This is a genomic window from Streptomyces sp. NPDC005303 (genome assembly GCF_040607335.1).
GTDB lineage: Bacteria > Actinomycetota > Actinomycetes > Streptomycetales > Streptomycetaceae > Streptomyces.
The window spans coordinates 274,183-291,704 of sequence record NZ_JBEXGM010000003.1 but is presented as its reverse complement, the minus strand read 5'-3'; the positions used below and the strand labels follow the sequence as shown (position 1 = coordinate 291,704).

At 70.8% G+C, this 17,522-nt stretch carries 17 protein-coding genes and 1 pseudogene; 5 read left to right on the top strand and 13 right to left on the bottom strand.

What is annotated here, in order from left to right; all coding sequences use genetic code 11:
* Positions 1-116 precede the first annotated feature (116 nt).
* Positions 117-980 carry an alpha/beta fold hydrolase gene (locus tag ABZT93_RS07745; RefSeq protein WP_356100487.1) on the top strand — a complete coding sequence of 288 codons (864 nt, stop codon included), beginning with the start codon at positions 117-119 and terminating at the stop codon, positions 978-980.
* A gap of 56 nt (positions 981-1,036) precedes the next feature.
* On the opposite strand, the gene ABZT93_RS07740 is transcribed toward ABZT93_RS07745, so the two are convergent.
* The gene (locus ABZT93_RS07740; RefSeq protein ID WP_356100484.1) at positions 1,037-2,026 is read right to left on the bottom strand and encodes a lytic polysaccharide monooxygenase; all 990 of its coding nucleotides are present in this window, start codon (positions 2,024-2,026) and stop codon (positions 1,037-1,039) included.
* A gap of 140 nt (positions 2,027-2,166) precedes the next feature.
* Between ABZT93_RS07740 and ABZT93_RS07735 the strand changes: the two genes are divergently transcribed.
* Positions 2,167-2,616 (top strand): GNAT family N-acetyltransferase, encoded by a 450-nt coding sequence (locus ABZT93_RS07735; protein ID WP_356100481.1) that lies wholly within the window; start codon positions 2,167-2,169, stop codon positions 2,614-2,616.
* A gap of 21 nt (positions 2,617-2,637) precedes the next feature.
* Here ABZT93_RS07735 and ABZT93_RS07730 read toward each other — a convergent pair whose 3' ends face one another.
* The gene (locus ABZT93_RS07730; protein WP_020117828.1) at positions 2,638-2,772 is read right to left on the bottom strand and encodes a hypothetical protein; all 135 of its coding nucleotides are present in this window, start codon (positions 2,770-2,772) and stop codon (positions 2,638-2,640) included.
* A 141-nt stretch (positions 2,773-2,913) separates the two neighbouring features.
* On the opposite strand from ABZT93_RS07730, the gene ABZT93_RS07725 reads away from it, so the two are divergent.
* Positions 2,914-3,525, top strand: a complete 612-nt coding sequence (locus ABZT93_RS07725) for a class I SAM-dependent methyltransferase (RefSeq protein ID WP_356100478.1) — start codon at positions 2,914-2,916, stop codon at positions 3,523-3,525.
* Here the strand turns inward: ABZT93_RS07725 and ABZT93_RS07720 are convergent.
* Complete coding sequence (locus ABZT93_RS07720; protein WP_356100476.1) at positions 3,522-4,031, bottom strand: DUF402 domain-containing protein; 510 nt, start codon at positions 4,029-4,031, stop codon at positions 3,522-3,524. The genes ABZT93_RS07725 and ABZT93_RS07720 overlap by 4 nt on opposite strands.
* Positions 4,012-4,941, bottom strand: a complete 930-nt coding sequence (locus ABZT93_RS07715; protein ID WP_356100473.1) for a GNAT family N-acetyltransferase — start codon at positions 4,939-4,941, stop codon at positions 4,012-4,014. Before ABZT93_RS07715 ends, ABZT93_RS07720 begins: the two co-directional genes overlap by 20 nt.
* Positions 4,942-5,012: 71 nt before the next feature.
* On the opposite strand from ABZT93_RS07715, the gene ABZT93_RS07710 reads away from it, so the two are divergent.
* Positions 5,013-5,384: a GntR family transcriptional regulator gene (locus ABZT93_RS07710; RefSeq protein ID WP_355745049.1), complete on the top strand. Its 372-nt coding sequence runs from the start codon at positions 5,013-5,015 to the stop codon at positions 5,382-5,384.
* Here ABZT93_RS07710 and ABZT93_RS07705 read toward each other — a convergent pair.
* A complete protein-coding gene (locus ABZT93_RS07705; RefSeq protein ID WP_356100470.1) occupies positions 5,369-6,100 on the bottom strand; it encodes a DUF72 domain-containing protein in 732 nt (243 codons plus the stop codon). The genes ABZT93_RS07710 and ABZT93_RS07705 overlap by 16 nt on opposite strands.
* A 15-nt stretch (positions 6,101-6,115) precedes the next feature.
* On the bottom strand, positions 6,116-7,210 hold the full coding sequence (locus ABZT93_RS07700) for a DUF5925 domain-containing protein (RefSeq protein WP_356100467.1): 1,095 nt from the start codon (positions 7,208-7,210) through the stop codon (positions 6,116-6,118).
* A gap of 167 nt (positions 7,211-7,377) precedes the next feature.
* On the opposite strand from ABZT93_RS07700, the gene ABZT93_RS07695 reads away from it, so the two are divergent.
* A complete protein-coding gene (locus ABZT93_RS07695) occupies positions 7,378-8,799 on the top strand; it encodes a xylan 1,4-beta-xylosidase (RefSeq protein WP_356100464.1) in 1,422 nt (473 codons plus the stop codon).
* On the opposite strand, the gene ABZT93_RS07690 is transcribed toward ABZT93_RS07695, so the two are convergent.
* From ABZT93_RS07690 to ABZT93_RS07660, 7 genes and pseudogenes are all read right to left on the bottom strand, one after another.
* Positions 8,789-8,956 (bottom strand): hypothetical protein, encoded by a 168-nt coding sequence (locus ABZT93_RS07690; protein WP_356100461.1) that lies wholly within the window; start codon positions 8,954-8,956, stop codon positions 8,789-8,791. The genes ABZT93_RS07695 and ABZT93_RS07690 overlap by 11 nt on opposite strands.
* Positions 8,957-8,964: 8 nt before the next feature.
* A pseudogene (locus tag ABZT93_RS07685) lies at positions 8,965-9,466 on the bottom strand (sensor histidine kinase); the annotation flags it as partial.
* 164 nt (positions 9,467-9,630) lie between these two features.
* On the bottom strand, positions 9,631-13,443 hold the full coding sequence (locus tag ABZT93_RS07680; RefSeq protein WP_356100458.1) for a lipopolysaccharide biosynthesis protein: 3,813 nt from the start codon (positions 13,441-13,443) through the stop codon (positions 9,631-9,633).
* Entirely contained in the window at positions 13,436-14,236 is an 801-nt protein-coding gene (locus ABZT93_RS07675; protein ID WP_356100456.1) for a polysaccharide deacetylase family protein, read from the bottom strand. The genes ABZT93_RS07680 and ABZT93_RS07675 overlap by 8 nt, the downstream gene beginning before the upstream one ends.
* Entirely contained in the window at positions 14,229-15,218 is a 990-nt protein-coding gene (locus ABZT93_RS07670) for a glycosyltransferase family 2 protein (RefSeq protein WP_356100453.1), read from the bottom strand. Before ABZT93_RS07670 ends, ABZT93_RS07675 begins: the two co-directional genes overlap by 8 nt.
* Positions 15,215-16,036: a glycosyltransferase family 2 protein gene (locus ABZT93_RS07665; protein WP_356100450.1), complete on the bottom strand. Its 822-nt coding sequence runs from the start codon at positions 16,034-16,036 to the stop codon at positions 15,215-15,217. Before ABZT93_RS07665 ends, ABZT93_RS07670 begins: the two co-directional genes overlap by 4 nt.
* Positions 16,037-16,399: 363 nt before the next feature.
* Positions 16,400-17,521 (bottom strand): GNAT family N-acetyltransferase, encoded by a 1,122-nt coding sequence (locus ABZT93_RS07660; RefSeq protein ID WP_356100447.1) that lies wholly within the window; start codon positions 17,519-17,521, stop codon positions 16,400-16,402.
* Position 17,522 lies beyond the last annotated feature (1 nt).

The following is a 17,522-nucleotide window of genomic DNA, read 5'->3' as shown; positions in this document are numbered from 1 at the left end:
GTAACTTCACAAGTGCACTACTCGTCCGTAACTTTCGAATTGAACAGCATCCTCGTGATCCGGGTCACAGGGCGTAAGGCCATCGCAACTCCCTTGAGCCGCAAGGAGATCACCCGATGCTGCCCTGGAAACGACTGCTCAGACCCCTCGCCGCCCTGCTGCTGACCGCCACGGTCGCCGTCGTCCCCGCCGCCACCGCCGCCCACGCGGCCGACGCCCCGAGCCGGGGCTGGAACGACTACTCCTGCAAGCCCTCCGCCGCCCACCCCCGCCCCGTCGTCCTCGTCCACGGCACCTTCGCCAACTCCGTCGACAACTGGCTGGCCCTCGCCCCCTACCTGGAGGACCGCGACTACTGCGTCTTCTCCTTCGACTACGGTCAGCTCTCCGGCGTGCCCCTCTTCTACGGCCTCGGCCCCATCGACAAGTCGGCGGAGCAGCTGAAGACCTTCGTCGACAAGGTGCTCGCCGCCACCGGCGCCCCCGAGACCGACCTCGTCGGTCACTCGCAGGGCGGTCTGATGCCCCGCTACTACCTCAGGTTCCTCGGCGGAGCAGCCAAGGTGAACGCCCTCGTCGGCATCGCCCCCGACAACCACGGCACCACCCTGTCCGGCATCACCAACCTGCTGCCCTACTTCCCGGGCATCCAGGACCTGCTCACCACCAGCACGCCCGCCCTCGCCGACCAGGTCGTCGGCTCGCCCTTCCTCACCAAGCTCAACGAGGGGGGCGACACCGTCCCCGGCGTCAAGTACACGGTCCTGGCCACCAAGTACGACGAGGTCGTCACGCCGTACCGGAGCCAGTTCCTCAGCGGGTCCGGCGTCCACAACGTCCTGTTGCAGGACCTGTGCCCTCTCGACCTCTCCGAGCACGCGGCCATCGGCCTGTTCGACCGGATCGCCTTCCATGAGGTGGCCAACGCGCTCGACCCGGCCCACGCCACCGCCACCACCTGCGCGTCGGCCCTGAGTTGAGCGCGGCCGGGGTCTGTCCGGCCTGAGCCGCCGGTCAGACCCCGGAGTTCAACAGGTCAACGCCCGTTCCGTCCACCGCTGTTCGCCGTGCGCCGACGCACCGAACCGAACAGGACCGCCGTGCCGGCCGCGAGCGTGGCGGCGCCGCCCATCGCGAGATACCCCGTACTGCTGTCGCCGCCCGTCTCGGCGAGCTTCGGCGAAGTGCCCGCCGCCCGCACGTCATGGGCCGGAAGGCTCTCGGGCTCGGGGGCGTCCACCGGCTCCGCCGACGTACCGGCGTCGTCGTCACCGTGCCCGTGGTGCTCGACCGTCGACTTGCCGGCGCCGTCCTCGATCTGCTCCTCGGAGGGTGCGGAAGCGCTCGGCGCGGGCGTCGAACCGCCCGCCGTGCCGGCGGAGTTGTCCCCGCCCCCGAACGTCACGTCCGAGCAGGAGTAGAACGCCTCCGGACTGTCCGAGCGCTGCCAGACGGCGTACAGGAGCTGTCTGCCGGAGCGCTCGGGGAGCGTGCCGGAGAACGTGTAGAAGCCGCCCGAGGCGACCGGGTCGGTGGCCGTCGCGACCGGGTTCGACAGGTCCAGGTCGTCCCAGGCCAGCGGTTGCGTCGGGTCGTAGCCCGGCTTGGTCAGGTACACCTTGAAGGTGCCCTTGTGCGGGGCGGTCACGCGGTACCTGAAGGTGTACGACCCACTGCTCACGCTCGTCGCCGGCCAGTCCGCGCGGGCCAGGTCGAGCCCCTTGAACTCGTCGTTGTTCGCGCTGCACAGCCTGCCGTCCGGGATCAGCTCCTGGTGCCGCCCGTTCGCGTCGCCGATGCGGATGCCGTTCCAGTCGTAGAGCGCCTGGGTACCGCCGGCCGCGACCGCCGCCCTGCACGCGCCCGACCTCGGACTCTCGGGGCCCTCCGCGTAGCACTGCGAGACCCGGCTGACCGGGTCGCCCATCGAGCCGTGCGCGGTCGCGGGCGCGGCGGCCAGCGCGGTCAGGGCGAGCGGGGCCAGACCGACGGCGACGACGGCTGCGACCTTGCGGCGTGCGGGCATGAAGGATCTCCTCGGAACCGGTACCGATGGGTGCCGGATCAAAGAAACCGCGAAATCCCCGGCCTGTGACGGTCGGTGGCGATCTTTATGGCCCTCTTAAGGGAGCGCTGAGACGGAGATCAGGTAGGTAGCGTGCGGACATGACGAACGAGGAGATCCGACGCGCAGAGGCAGCCGACGCACCGACCGTGAAGGCCGTCACCGACGCGGCGTACGAGCACTACATCGAGCGCATCGGACAGGTGCCGCAGCCCATGGAACGGGACCACGCGGCGAACGTGGCCGCGGGGCAGGTGTTCGTCACGGGCGACCCAGTGGTCGGGCTCGTGGTGGTCGAGGAGCACCCGGACCATCTGTACCTCGACAACCTCGCCGTCCGCCCCGACGCCCAGAGACAGGGCGTGGGCGGACGGCTGCTGCGGTTCGTCGAGGCACACGCGCGTGCGCTGGGACTGCCCGAGGTCAGGCTCTGCACGAACGCGATGATGTGGGAGAACCAGGAGATCTATCCGAAGTTCGGTTATGAGGTCGTGGAACGGCGAGTGGACGGGCCCTACGACCGCGTCCACTACCGCAAGCGACTGGTCTGACACGGGGCATGCCTGCCGCCGTCAGCCGTCGGGCCACCAGGTACGCGCGATGTCCTTGCGGACCTCGGGTCGTCCCGCGGGGCGCTCGTCGGCCTCCTCGGGGAGTCGCCGGGCATCGGTCCTCTTCAGGGGCTTCTGCACGGTGGTACGGCGCATGGCTGCCTCCTTCAAGGCCTACCGAGTTCCCGCGTTCTCACGGAGGTAGACCCTTTCGGGGAGAGTTCCTCATCGCTCACCGGTCTGTCAGTGGCGGCTGTCACGATTCGGCTGTCAGTGGCGGGTGTCACTCTTGGGTGCATGACGGAGAACCGTGAGGGCTGGGGCGGGGCGGCTGACGTGGACTGGGACGCCGAGGCGGGGTCCTTCGACGAGGAGCCGGATCACGGGTTGCGGGACCCCGAGGTGCGGGCGGCCTGGGCCGAGCGGCTGCGGGGGTGGCTGCCGGGAAGGGCGTGCGACCTCCTCGATCTTGGCTGCGGGACCGGGAGCCTGTCGCTCCTCGCGGCCGAGCAGGGACACCGGGTGACCGGGGTGGATCTCTCGTTGGCCATGGTGGAGCTGGCGCGCGCGAAACTCGCCGGACGTGACGCGGTGTTCCTCGTCGGTGACGCCGCGATGCCGCCGGTGGGGGAGCAGCGGTTCGATGTCGTGCTGGTGCGGCATGTGCTGTGGGCGCTGCCGGATCCCGGGCGGGTGCTGCGGCGGTGGTGGGGCTTGTTGCGGCCCGGCGGGCGGTTGGTGCTGGTGGAGGGGGTGTGGGGGGAGGCCGGGATATCGGCCGAGGTGCTCACGGGACTGGCGGAGCCGCTGGCTGGTCACGTGCGGGTGGAGCCGTTGTCGGAGGACTCCCTGTTGTGGGGGAAGGACGTGGACGACGAGCGGTACGCGGTGGTGGTGCGGGGCGACTAGAGGGGTGGGAAGCGGTGTGGTGCTTCGGCGCCGGGGTGTGTCAGCTGCTCCAGTTCGTTCAGAGCCGCCCATGCCGCCGAAGCCGCCTCGGGGTCCGTCCGCGCCAGACCGCTCTCCTCGAACTCGTCCTCGTCCAGGCGCAGGACTTCCCTGCCGTCCGCGGAGACCCACAGGTCGAGGTCCAGATCCTCCACGACCAACTCGGCGCCGCTCACAGTGGCCGGGCGGGTGATGTCGCAGTACCAGCCCTTCAGGGTGCCGTCCGGGGAGCGGACCTCCTTGACGGCGTACCAGCGGTCCCGCCAGTAGTGCTCGGTGAACACGTCGCCCGGCTCGAATCGGACGAAGCCGAAGTCGCGGACGCCCTCGCCCGCCCAGGGAGCGCGGACCGTGACGCGGTTGCCGTCGTCGGCCAGGAGCTCGGCCTCGTAACGGATCTTCGTGCGGCCCGCCTTGAGCAGGACGACGTCCACCCGCCGCAGGGGCTCAGACCAGTTCGCGGACATGACGTACCTCCGTGGCGCAGATCTCGTACCCGAACCACTTGTTGATCGCGAGCATGGGTTCATTGGCCGCGTCGTTGCCCGTGAGGGCCTCCGTGCAGCCGGCGGCGCGGGCGCGGTGCAGGGAGGCGTTCTTGGCGAGCTTGGCGAGGCCGCGGCCGCGGAAGGCGCGGGCGGTGCCGGTCATGGCGGTGGCGTAGCGGCCGGAGCCGTCGGTGTGGGCGGCGCTGAAGGCGGCCGGACGGCCGTCGACCACGGCGATCGTGGTCAGGGCATGGTCGAGGAGCGGGTGCTTCCAGTTCTCCTCGATCCACCTGGCGTAGTCCGTGAACTCGGTGTTCACGTCGCTCGGTTCGTCTTCCGCCGTCTCCGCGTCCAGCTCGAAGAAGGGCCGCGGGTCGTCGGCGAAGTCGGCGGCGGTGCGCAGTTCGACGCCGGGGGGAAGGGGCTGGAGCGGCGGCAGTGTGCCGTTGGCCAGGTCCAGGCGCAGGAAGTGTGCGGAGCGGCTGGGCCGGTAGCCGTGCCGCTCGGCGAACACCCGGTTCTGCGGCTCGTCCAGGACCCAGGAGAACAGCTTGGTCGCCCCGTGCGCCGCCAGGTGCTCCTCGGCGGTGCGGACGAGGAGGGCGCCGGCGCCGCGCCGGACGCGGTCCGGGCGTACGTAGATGTTGTGGTAGCCCTGGCCCGGCTCCGGGCTGTCATGGGCGAGGCCGATCTGGGCCGTGCCGATCACCTCGCCGTCCTCCTCGGCCACGAGGGAGCGGTAGTGCGCCTCCGGAGGGGTGTGGGCGAGGCGGTGCAGCACACCGGCCGGGGTCCACAGCATGAGCGGGAGGGCCAGGTGGCGCGCGTGGGCGAAGCTCTCGACGTCGGCCGGGTCCTGGGGGCGAAGGTCACGCACGATCACAGTCATGAAGGCGCACGTTACGGGCGAGGCCTGCCCGGGTGCCTCTCATTTTCCGGTGGGTGCGGGACAATCGGCTCGTGACCTTGAAGATCCACATCGATGACAGCGCACCGCCGTACGAGCAGGTGCGGGTGCAGATCTCCGAGCAGGCGCGGGCGGGGGTGCTGCCGGTCGGCTACCGGCTGCCGACCGTGCGGGGGCTCGCCGAGTCGCTCGGGCTCGCCGCGAACACCGTCGCCAAGGCGTACCGGGCGCTGGAGAGTGACGGGGTGATCGAGACGCGGGGCCGCAACGGCACGTTCGTGGCTGCCGCCGGCTCGGCCGCGGAACGCGAACTGGCGTCGGCCGCGCAGGCGTACGTCGAGCGGGCCCGGCGCCTGGGGCTCACGGAGAACGACGCCCTGGCAGCCGTACGGGACGCGCTGCGGGCGGCTTACGGGGAGGGCTGAGACAGTGCGGTGAAGGTCTTCGCGTTGCGCACGGCGGCACCGTTCGGGTCGTTGTTGAAGTAGGCGTACACGTCCTCGTGCCCGGCCCAGGTCTCCCGGATCCGCTCGGCCCAGGTCTGCAGGGACCGTCTGCCGTAGTGCGGCCACTCCTGTGCCCGGCCCTCGTGGAAGCGGACGTACCCCCAGTCGGTGGTGCGCCAGAGCGGGGTCACCGGGCGGGCGCGGACGTCGGCCCAGCACAGGGCCGCGCCCCGGGTCTCCAGGACCTTGCGGGTCTCGGGCGTCCACCAGGACACATGGCGGGGTTCGACCGCGACCCGCGTCGACGCGGGGAAACAGGCCAGGCAGGCGTCCAGCAGTTCCGGGTCGGCCCGCAGGGTCGGGGGCAGTTGGAGGAGCACCGGGCCCAGCCGCGGGCCCAGCCCTTCCGCGTGGCTCATCAGGCGGTGGACCGGTTCCTCCGGGTCCTTCAGCCGCTTGATGTGGGTGAGGTACCGGCTCGCCTTCACCGCCACCACGAAGTCCCCCGGCACCCGCTTCCGCCACGCCTCGAAGGTCTCCCGGCTCGGCAGCCGGTAGAACGCGTTGTTGATCTCGACCGTCGGGAAGTGCGCCGTGTACTCCTCCAGCCAGAGCCGCACGGGAACGCCGTCGGGGTAGAGGACGCCTCGCCAGTCCTTGTACTGCCACCCCGAGGTGCCGACGAACAAGGTCATACACCCATCAAAGCACTACAGGTACAACCCCGCGTCCGCCCCGGGCCGCGGCTCCGGCACCGCCGTCGGTGACGTCCCCCGGCGCAGCGCGTACAGCTCCGCCAGAGTCGCTCCCTCGCGGCCCACGCCCTCCTCGGTACCGAGCCAGCCCACCGCCTCCCGGCGGGTCAGCGGACCCACCTCGATACGGGCCAGACAGCGGCCGGGGCGGACGACGGCGGGGTGCAGGCGCTCCAGATCCTCGTTGGTCGTGACGCCGACCAGGACGTTGCGGCCCTGGCCCAGCAGGCCGTCGGTCAGGTTCAGCAGCCGCGACAGGGCCTGGCCCGCCGTGTGCTTGGCCTCGCCGCGGATCAGCTCGTCGCAGTCCTCCAGGAGCAGGAGCCGCCAGCGGCCCTTGCCCGTCGAGTCGTCCTCGCCGATCGCGATGTCCATCAGGTAGCCGACGTCGCTGAACAGCCGTTCCGGGTCCAGGACGCAGTCCACCTGGCACCAGTCCCGCCAGGAACGGGCCAGCGTGCGCAGGGCGGAGGTCTTGCCGGTGCCCGGCGGGCCGTGCAGCAGGAGCAGACGCCCCGCGATGTCCTCCGGGGTCGTCTTCATCAGGCCGTCCATCGCGTCCGCGACCGGCGCCGTGTAGTTCTGGCGGACCTCGCCCCAGGTGCCCGCGGAGATCTGGCGGGTCGTGCGGTGCGGGCCGCGCCTGGGGGAGACGTACCAGAAGCCCATCGTCACGTTCTCCGGCTGGGGTTCGGGCTCGTCCGCCGCGCCGTCGGTGGCCTGGTCGAGGACCTTCTTGGCCAACTTGGGGTCGGTCGCCGTGACGGTGACGTCGGCGCCGCGGTTCCAGCGGGAGACCAGCAGGGTCCAGCCGTCGCCCTCGGCGAGCGTCGCGCTGCGGTCGTCGTCGCGGGCGACGCGCAGCACCCGGGCGCCCTGCGGCAGGAGCGTGGCCCCGGTGCGGACCCGGTCGATGTTGGCCGCGTGGGAGTACGGCTGCTCGCCCGTCGCGAAGCGACCGAGGAACAACGCGTCGACGACGTCGGACGGCGAGTCGCTGTCGTCGACGTTGAGCCGGATCGGCAGCGCGTCGTGTGGGTTCGCAGACATGGGGCCCATGATCCGGCACGGACCCCCCGTACGCACCCGGTTTCTGTGGTGCGTCGGTTGTGTCGCGCCTGTCCCGTGTTTCCGGTCTGTCCGCTACCTCCTGTTACAGAGCTGTGCATCTCCGACATCTGCCCCCACAGGCGTGTTCGCGGATACCGTTGCCCTCGATGGGACGTCATGAGTGGAATTCGGGGGCACGGCGGTGGCGGCTCACCGCTCTGCTCGGAGTGGGCGCGGTGGCTCTGGCACTGATCGTGACCCTCCTCAACACGCTTCCGGGCAGCGGCGCGGGCACCGACGGCACCTCACGCAACGGCGACAGGGTCCACGGCGCCCCGACGACCACACCCGACGCGGACACCCCGGAGGTCGGCTGGGGCTTTACCCACACCCAGTTCAGCGCCGACGAGGGCAGCTCCGAAGCCGGCGAACGGGTCGGACAGCGGATCGAGGACGCGGGCGGACTCCCGCAGAACCAGCACATCATGGGCTGGGGCGCCGCCAACCCCGAGCCGGTCAAGGGGCGTTACGACTTCGAGGACCTGGACCGGCGCATCGACTTCATCCGCGCCTCCCACTCCACACCGACCATCACTTTGTGCTGCGCGCCGGACTGGATGAAGGGCGGCGAGGCGGGCGTCGGCAACACCGACTGGAGCAAGGCCGCGCTGGAGACCGCCCCGGATCCCGCGCACTTCGAGGACTACGCCGCGCTCGCCGCGACCGTCGCCAAGCGGTACCCGGACGTCCGCCACTTCATCGTCTGGAACGAGTTCAAGGGCTTCTGGAACGACGCGAAGTCCCGTTGGGACTACGAGGGTTACACCCGGCTCTACAACCTGGTCTACAAGGCGCTCAAGAAGGTCGACCCCAAGATCATGGTGGGCGGGCCGTATCTCGTGATGGACAGCGTCGACCCGCGCTCCGAGGACGCCTCCGCCACCTTCAAGGGGGCCTGGGGCGCGATGGACCAGCGGATCCTCGACGCCTTCGACTACTGGAACAGGAACAAGGCCGGCGCCGACTTCGTGGTCGTGGACGGCTCCAGCTACACCAACGACGACGAGCTGCTGCCGAACGAGTTCGCGGCCACCGACAAGTTCACCGCGGTGAGCCGGTGGGTGCGGCAGCGGACCGGGAACCTGCCGCTGTGGTGGGCCGAGTACTACGTCGAGCCCGCCGACAGCCGGGACGAACGCGAGGGCTGGTCCGAGAACCGCAGGGTCGCCGTGCAGGCCGCCGGAATGATCGCGCTGGCCAGGGGCGGCACCACGTCCGCCCTCTACTGGAACCCGGAGAACGAGAAGGGCACGGCCTGCGCGGGCTGTCTGTGGACGCCGACCAGCGGCGGCGGTGGCGGGCAGAAGCTGCCCATGTTCGACCTCGTCAGCCGGTTCGGCAAGGCCTTCCCGCCGGGAACCACGTACCGGACCGTCTCCGTCGCCGCCGACGACGTGCCCAACGTCCGTGTCCTCGCCACCGACAGGACGGTCCTGGTGGTCAACACCCTCGACCGGCAGATCAGCGCACGGATCGACGGCAAGCGGTTCGACATGCAGGCGTACGAGGTCAAGTGGCTCAGCCGCTGAGCGGGTCCCAGAACCCGCAGTGATGGCGGAGCCTCGCGGTGCGGGTCGGGACGACGTGGTCCGGTGCCAGGGACAGCACCGTGCGCCGGGACCAGCGGGGCGACGAGGGACCGCCCGGGTCGCCGGCGCGGGCGAAGCGGGTCCAGTAACCGATCATGGTGTCGGCGAGACGGTGTGCGCCACGTCGTCGTGCACCTCGCGCGCGATCCGTGCCCGCTCCTCCACCACGGCCCGGCGCATCTCCGCCCTCGTCCGTTCCCGCTGCGCCCGGCGCCACTGACCCGCGGTCCACGCCAGAGCCACCGTCAGCAGATACACGGCCAGTCCCGTGGAGCCGCCCGCACCGAACGCCAGAGGTGCGGGCAGGCACATCGCCGCGAGCGCCCGTGCCGACACCCGCCGCGGCCTGGTGGCCGAGAGCACGCACAACGAGATCTGCGCCGCGAGTCAACGCTCCCGTCAAGGTCACCTCGGGCATCAGCCCCCACACGGCGAGCCCCGTCACTGCGTTCACGGCCAGTACCAGGGCCGGGGCGCGCGCCTGCCACCGCAGAGCACAGACCTGGGCGAGGATCAGGGCCACGGCGAAGGGCAGTCGCCGGCCGTGTTCCGTGCCCACGAGAGTGCCGAGGACGAGCAGGGGAGTGCCGAGGACGGTGAGCACCATCCCGGCCGACGCCCACCACAGCCTGCGGGCCGTCCGGGGCGAAAGCTCGCCCCGCGCCTCCCCGTCGGACAACTCGTCCGGCTGCTGACCGCCGCGCTCCACGCCCGCACCCTATCGGCGGAAACCGGGGCCGCCGAGGAAGGCGGACCCGGTTCGCACCGGACCTACTTCATGGTCAGGAACCGCTGCACCAGCGCCGCCAGGAACACCGCGAGCAGCGGCAACGCGAACCAGAAGCTGCTCTGCAGCCACCGCAGCTGCCGCACCCCCGGCCGCACCGCGACCCGCACCACCTCACGGGCCGAGAGCAGCAGGATCAGCGCCAGCGCGGCCAGCGCCCCCACCACCGACCAGGGCGTCCAGGTCACCTGCGGACCGATCGGCCCCGGATCGGCCTTCGGGACCTTCCCGGCCGGCTGCTCCCGCAGGGCGTACATGGTCACGTCGTCGTTGGTGAGGACCCGCTTGAGTTCCTTGCGGCTGTCGAGGTTGTCGAGCAGCCGCGGCTCCCACGTTCCCGAATAGCCCACGTCGAGCCGCAGATACGTGACCTGGCTGACGTTGACCATCAGATACGAGTTCGGGCCCGCGTCCTTCAGCGCCTTGACCAGTCCGGACACCAGCACCGGGTCGGTCGGAGCCAGCGTGGGCACATAGGACACCTTCTCCATGTCCTTCGCGCCCCACGGCATCGCCGGCGTCACATTGTCGAGCGTGTCGTTGGACAGCCACAGCAGCCGGACCGTCGGATCGTCGTGGGCGTAGACGTAGTCCATGGCGGCGACCTCGCCGGGCTGGATCCGCTCGAACGGCTCGTTGCCCCAACGGGCCACCAGGAAGCCTCCGATGAGCAGCAGACCCGCCATCAGCGCGGCCACCGGGGCGAGGCTGACCCGGTCCTTCTCGCGCTCCTTCGCGGTGACCCCGGTGCGCGGGAAGAGCGCCAGCGCGGCGAGCAGGCCGGCGCCCGGCAGGGCGAACATGAAGACCCGCAGGGCCATCTCGCCGCCGTACGACTGCATGCCGAAGCCGAGGAACGGCACGAAGGTGAGGACGAGCAGCGCCGCTTCCCGGTACTTGTGGTCCCGGCGCCGCCACCAGCCGTAGCAGGCCAGCGCCATGACCCCGCCGGCCAGCAGCACGCGTACGTACAGGACCAGCTTGTGGCTCGAACTGCCGCCCTCGATACGGCCCGAGACCGAGGAGGAGACGTTTCCGCCGACCCCGCCGACCCCGCCGAACAGGTCGTCGAAGTGACCCGACCAGTACGGCTCGGCCATCCAGCCGATCCAGGCGGCCACCATGACGGCGAACAGGACGGGCAGACCGCGCAGTTCACTGCGGCCGATCAGCACGAGCACCGCCAGCACACCGAGCATCACGAACGGGGTGAGCTGGTGGGCGGGCACGCTCGCCGCGAACAGCCCGATCAACACGGCGAGCAGCACGGCCCGTTGGCGGCGGTTCGTCGGTTCGACCTCCGCCTCGCCGGGGCGCCGCTTCGTCCAGATCACGCGCGGGGCGCGGAACCAGACGAGCAGGACCGCCACGAACACCAGGTACAGCAGATAGGTGAAGCCCTGCGGGGAGAAGTAGTCCTGGCCGACCCAGCCGCTGAGGACGAAGATCCAGATCCCGGTCCACTTGGCCCGCCAGCTCGCCCGCATGTGCCGCACGAGCAGGAACATCGGTACCAGATAGGCGAGTTGGATCGCCGTCGGCCACCAGCGGATGATCTCGGTGAAGTCCGTGACCCCACAGGCCCGCGCGACGAACGCGGCCACCGCGAAGAAGCCCGGCCAGCTCCAGCGGGCGTCCAGGTCGGGCACCGCGGAGCCGGTCCGGTCGATGTAGTCGATGAACCCGAGGTGCTGCCAGGCCGTCGCGAACCTCGGCTCGGCCTCGATCACCGCGGGCAGCGCATGCAGTGAGAACACGGTCGCCACCAGCGTGACCAGCAGCAATGCCTTGTGCTCGCGGCCCAGCCAGAGCAGCGAGGCGAAGACCACGACGAGGAGTGCCGCGCCGACCAGCGTGGGCAGCGGCAGGACCGAGATCAGCCCGAGTCCGCCCATCCGGTCCAGGTCGGCCTCGCCCAGGCCCAGCGCCGGTACCCAGTAGAGGAGCAGCGCGACGGCCAGCAGACAGCCGAGGAACACCCCGAGCCAGGTGGGCTGCAGCCGCTCCCGCAGGGGGAGGGGCCGCGGCGGCTCCGCGGACTGTGCCACCTCCTCCGGTACGGCGGGTTCTTCCGGTACGTCGACCTCCTTGCCGGCGTCGAAGGCCACCTCGAACGGCGCGTCCACCTCCGTCTCGGACGGCCCCAGGGAGGACTCGGACCCCGGCTCCCGCTCTTCCACGGGCAGCCCGAGTTCGGGCGGCTTCTGCAGCGCCCACGTGGGCCGGTCGCGGGTCACGCCCGGCACGGGTGTGCCCGTGGGCGGGGTGCCGGGCCCCGGGCGTACGTCGGGGCGGCGTTCCTGGTGGTCGAAGTCGACGTGGATGCCCAGCGCGAGGGTGTCCTGGTCGAGCGCCCAGCCGGGGCGGCGGGTGCGGCCCGCGGCCGGAACCTCACGCGCACCGAGGTCGGCGAGGTCGCCGTCGGGAGCAGCGCTCGCGGGGACCTCGGCGGCCGGTGCGTGCCGGATCGTCCGGTACAGCCTGGGGGCGGCGATCGCGACGATCACCGCGAGCGAGGAGATCTCGGCGACGCCCGCTCCGGTCAGCCCCATGCGGGGGAGCAGCAGCAGCGTCAGACCGAGCACCATGGCACACAACAGGCCCTGCAGCCAGGCGAGTCCGGAGGTGCGGCTCTGCGCGCGCAGCACCGCGAAATACGTCTCCATGACGACCCGCAGCACCGCTCCGACGGCGAACCAGCGCAGCAGCGGGGTGGCCGCGTCCGCGTAGCCCGATCCGAACACACCGAGGATCCAGGGCGCCCCGAAGAACAGGATCCCGGCCACCGGCAGCATGATCCGCGCCATCCGCTTGAGTGCGGCACGGGTGTTGGCGGCCAGCCGACCGGGGTCGTGCGAGCCCTCGACGGTCAGGGAGGCGCCCATGTTGATGGCGAGCAGGTTGCAGGTGCCGCCGATCGTCGTGGTGATGTAGAAGTACGCGTTGTCCTGGGAGCTGACCTGGGCGGCCACGATCACCGGGACCAGATAGACCACGGCGAGCGAGAACAGCGAGCCGGTGTAGTCGCCCGCGAGGAAACGCCCGATCTCCCTGAGGGACGGCGGCTTCGCGTGGTCCTCGGTCGCCTTCACATGGCGCGGCGCCAGCCGCCGGAACACCATCCAGCCCAGCGGCAGCACGGAGACGGCGATCGCCGCGACCCACGACACGAAGACACCGGCCGTCGGGATCGCCACCGCGAACGCGACCAGGAGTCCCAGCTTGACCGCGGAGAACACGGTGTTGCCGACCGGCACCCACAGCGCGCTGCGCAGCCCGGTCAGCACGCCGTCCTGGAGGGTGAGCACGTTCCAGGCGACGACTGCGGCGATGAAGCCGAGGCCGTTCACCGGCCCGTGCAGGAACCGGTACGACGGCCCCCACGCGTCCAGGGTGAGCAGGAAGACCACCGCGGCGATCGCCACGAGCACCGAACTGCCCATGTACGTACGGGCGATGAGACGCCCGGTGGCCCGGCCCGCCACCGGTATGAAGCGGGCCAGCGCCCCGGTCAGGGTCACCGCGGTCAGTCCCGCGAGGAGTTTCATCGCGGCGATCGCGGCGGAACCCTGGCCGACCGCCGACTCGGAGTAGTAGCGGGCGGCCGCCAGCCAGAAGCCGAGGCCCAGCACAGCGGAGATACCGGTGTTGAGCATCAGCGCGTAGGCGTTGCGGAACAGCTGGTTGCCGCCCCCTCCGCCCCTGCCCAGTCCGGGCAGGCGAAGGCGGCGCCCCGACTGCTCGGGCGCCTTGGCCGCGGTCGACTCGGGCTCGGTCGTGGTCGTCGTGTCAGACACGGGAACGGGAGACCTTCCGGCGGACCTGTCGTGCTCTTCGGACCAACGCGTACCCCTTGGTGAGGGCACGGTCCCTGGCGAAGTCCCGGGCGATCGCACGGCCCTGGACGAGCCGCTCGAACTCCTCGGCCGTGGTGGCGCGCCGCACGGTCAGCCGCGTCAGGGCGTAGGGTCCCTGGCGGCGCCGCGCCAGGCCGTTGTTCACGGCGAGCGCCTGGCCGTACCCGGTCTCGCGCACCGCCCGGCGCACCCGGCGGCTGGAGTAGCCGTACGGGTAGGCGAGCGAGACGGGCGCGGTGCCGAGTTCGTCGGTGACGATCTCCCTGGAGTGGATCAGCTCGTGGCGCAGCGCGCTGTCGTCGAGCTGGTCGAGTTGCGGGTGCGTGTGGGTGTGGCCGCCGATCTCGACGTCCGCCGCGGCGAGTTCGCGGACCTGGTCCCAGTCCAGCATGGTGTCCAGGCCGCCTCCCGTGTCGTACGCGCCCCGGATCCAGCCGGTGGAGACGAACACCGTGGCCGGGAAGCCGTGCTTGGCGAGCACGGGCAGGGCGTGCCGGTGGACGCCCTCGTAGCCGTCGTCGAAAGTGATCAGGACGGGCCGCGCGGGCAGTGGCCGGCCGGTGCGCCAACAGGCCGCGAGATCCGCCGTCCTGATCGGGGTGAGCCCCAACTCTCCCACCAGCTCCATTTGTTGGGCGAAGGCTTCCGGGGACACCGACAGCACGCGGGTGGCGTCGTTCGGGTCGGTGGCGACCGAGTGGTACATGAGGATCGGTACGGGCGGCTCAGCCATCTCTCTCCCCCTCGATCTCCACGATCGAGAACGTGGCCCCGCCGCGTCGCGCCCGCAACGTGCCGACCACATATCCGCCGGCCGCCGTGAGCACCCCGGCGACGATCGCGCCCGCCCGGCCCGCGCCGCCCGGCCGGGACAGCGCGGCGTCCCGCAGCCCGCGCACCACCCCGGACGGCAGCACCCGGGTGGCGTACCGGCGCTCCGACTCAAGTCCCTTGTCCGCACCGACACTTCGGGCCACCAGCGCCTTGGACAGGCCCTCCGCGTACGCGCGCGTGCGGAAGTACCCGAAGTGCTCGCGCGCCTCGGGCACCCGGTGGTGGATCACCGCCCGGTCGTCGATCAGCAGGACCGCGTCCGGTCTGGCCCGGCTCAGCCGGATGCACAGTTCGGTCTCCTCGCAGCCCAGCGGGCGCTTGTCGCCGTCCCGTCCGATACCGGTGGCGAAGCCGCCCGCCGCGTCGAACGCGCTGCGGCGGAAGGAGGCGTTGCCCCCGAGGACGTTGCGCACCTGGATCAGGCCGGACGGGATGCCCCTGTAGGTGCAGCCGACCACCCAGTCGAACTCCTCGGGGAACCAGGCGGGCCGGTGCCCCGACGCCCAGATCGGCACCGTACGGCCGCCGACGGCCATCACCCGCGGGTCGGCATAGGCGGCGGCGAAGTGCCGCAGCCAGTCCCGTTCGGCGACGGCGTCGTCGTCCAGGAAGGCGATCACCTCACCGTGCGAGGCCGTGATCCCCGTGTTGCGGCCCGCGGACAGGCCCCGGGGGCCCGCGTTGGCGAACACGCGGACCTCCCGGACTTCCTTGTACTCCTTGGTCAGGCGGTCCAGGAGCGCCGGATTGTGGTCGACGACCAGCAGCGTCTCCCGGGCCGGGTACGACTGCGTCCGCACCGAGGCGACCGCCGCGAGGATGTCCTCCCAGCGGTCCTCGGTGTACACGCAGATCACGACGGAGATGTCGGGATCGCTCAAGACACCTCTCCCCGGCGCGAGTCGAGCATCGGCGAGTGATGGGCGCGGCGGCGCAGCGCGCGCCGGTTCGACCGCTCCCCGAGGATCACCTTGAGCACCCGGAACCCGTCCCGTACGGCCCGCAGATTGCTCGCGCCGTGGATGCGCAGGTACTCGTAGCTCGGGATCTCCTGCACCTTCAGCCCCGCCTTGACGACCCGGATGTTCATCAGGGTCTCCACCTCGAAGCCCGTGCAGTCGAGGTCGATCTTGTCGAGGCAGTGCCGCCAGAAGGCGTTGTACCCGTAGCAGAGATCCGTGTAGCGGGCGCCGAACTTGCGGTTGACGATGGTGCACAGCGCCCAGTTGCCGAGCTTGCGGATGAAGGTCATGTCGTCGGTGCCGCCGCCGTTGGCGAAGCGGGACCCCTTGGCGAAGTCCGCGCCCGAGACCAGGGCGGAGACGTAGGAGACGATCTCGTTGCCGTCGGCCGAGCCGTCGGCGTCGATCATGACGACGATGTCACCGGTGCAGGCCTCGAACCCGGTGATCAGGGCGTCCCCCTTGCCCTTGCCGTGCTGCTCGACGACCTTCACCTCGGGCCACAGCTCGCGGGCCACCGCGACGGTGTCGTCCGTGGAGTTGCCGTCCACCAGGACCACTTCGTGGATCCAGTCGGGCAGGGTCTTGAAGACGTATGGAAGGTTGTCCGCCTCGTTCATGGCGGGTATGACCACACTCACCGGTGGCGCGATGGCCAGGTGGGTGGAGATCGGCCGGTACTGGCTGGCTGTCGGCACATCCTGGCCCGTAGCCGCCGGGCGCAGAACTGAACTCATGAGTCTGGTTCCCTCTCGTCCGGTGGACCGCCCGCCCCTGGGCGGTCCGGCTTGTTGCTCCGGTTCGAAAGGGGGGTTCTCACGCACGGCATGCCGGAAGGAATCTCCGTACACGCCGGGTGAGCTGGCAAAGCTGGCCGACCGCCGTCGTGCTGTGCATGTTTCGAAGAAACGACAGCCGGTCGCGCGGCACGACTCGGTCACAAAGTGCGGTCACCGAGCACGGCACCCCCCTACCGCGCCCCGCACCCCCGTCGCGGTCCTTGAGCCCTCCCCTAGAGCCGCTCGATGACGGGACGGTGCGGGTGTGATGTATGACGGTATTGACATTTGAACCTGTATGGCAAGACCTGGAACGAGGCCTCACGTTTTTGATGGTTTGACCGTTACAGTCGCACCGGAGCGGATCTTTCCCACTTTCTTCAGCAGTCTGTCGGCGGGTTCGAACAGCTCCGGCCGCGTCACCACGGCGTTGCGCAGTGCCCGTACCGGAACCCGGCGGACGCGGTGTCCGACCGCGACCGGGTGCCGACGGGTCACCCACCCCTCCGACACGGTCAGTTCCCGTGTCTTCAGGGAGTCCTTGTACTCCTTCTGCCCCCGGCCCAGATCGAGGTACGCGACGCCGTCGGTGGCGGCCGCCTCGGCCATCCGCAGATGCAGGACCAGGCCGGGGGAGTACTTCGCGTACTCCGGGTCGTACGCCGGGAACCAGCACGCGAGGACGCGTTCGGTGCGCAGCCCGAAGTGGGCCGCGACCGGCTTCCCGTCGGCGTACAGCACCGAGAGGATCCCGGCGAACGGCTCGGAGCGGGTGTGGAACAGCTGCTCCACCAGCCGGGTGATCCAGTCGTGCGCGAAGCGGTCGCTGCGGCCCGTCCTGCGGTACTGGGCGGACTTCCAGTCCATCAGGGTGCGCAGGGCGGCGGGGTCGCGCTCGTCGTGGACGTAGCGCACCTCGCCCGCCGTGCGGGTCAGTCTGCGTTCCTTGGCGAGGGTGGTACGCGTGAACTTAGGTGAGCGCTCCCGCAGCCCGGCCAGATACGTCTCGTACCCCTGCTCGACGTCCATGACCGGAGAGGGGAACCTGCCGGAGGCTTCCGCCTCGAACGGCCTCTGGCCCTCCACCAGATGATCGAACTCCCAGACGGCCAGCCCGCAGGCGCGCAGCAACTCCCTCGCCTCCCAGCGGAACCCGGGCCGGTGCACCAGCCCCTGCGCGTCCGAGATGCCGAGGCCGACGGCCCGGCCGACCCCGGCGGCGGTTCTCTGGAAGGGGAGGAACGCGGCCGGCTCGCCCTGTTCCCGTACGACCGCGATCCGCACGCCCCGTCTGCACCGGCCCACCGCGAGCGCGAACTCGGGGGACAGGAACGGGTTCGCGAGGCCCGGCGCACCGTGGAGATGGGCCTTGGACTGCATGGCGGTCCAGGCCACCCGATCGGCCGCGCTCAGCTCGCCGGGGCGGTACACGCTGATGTCCACG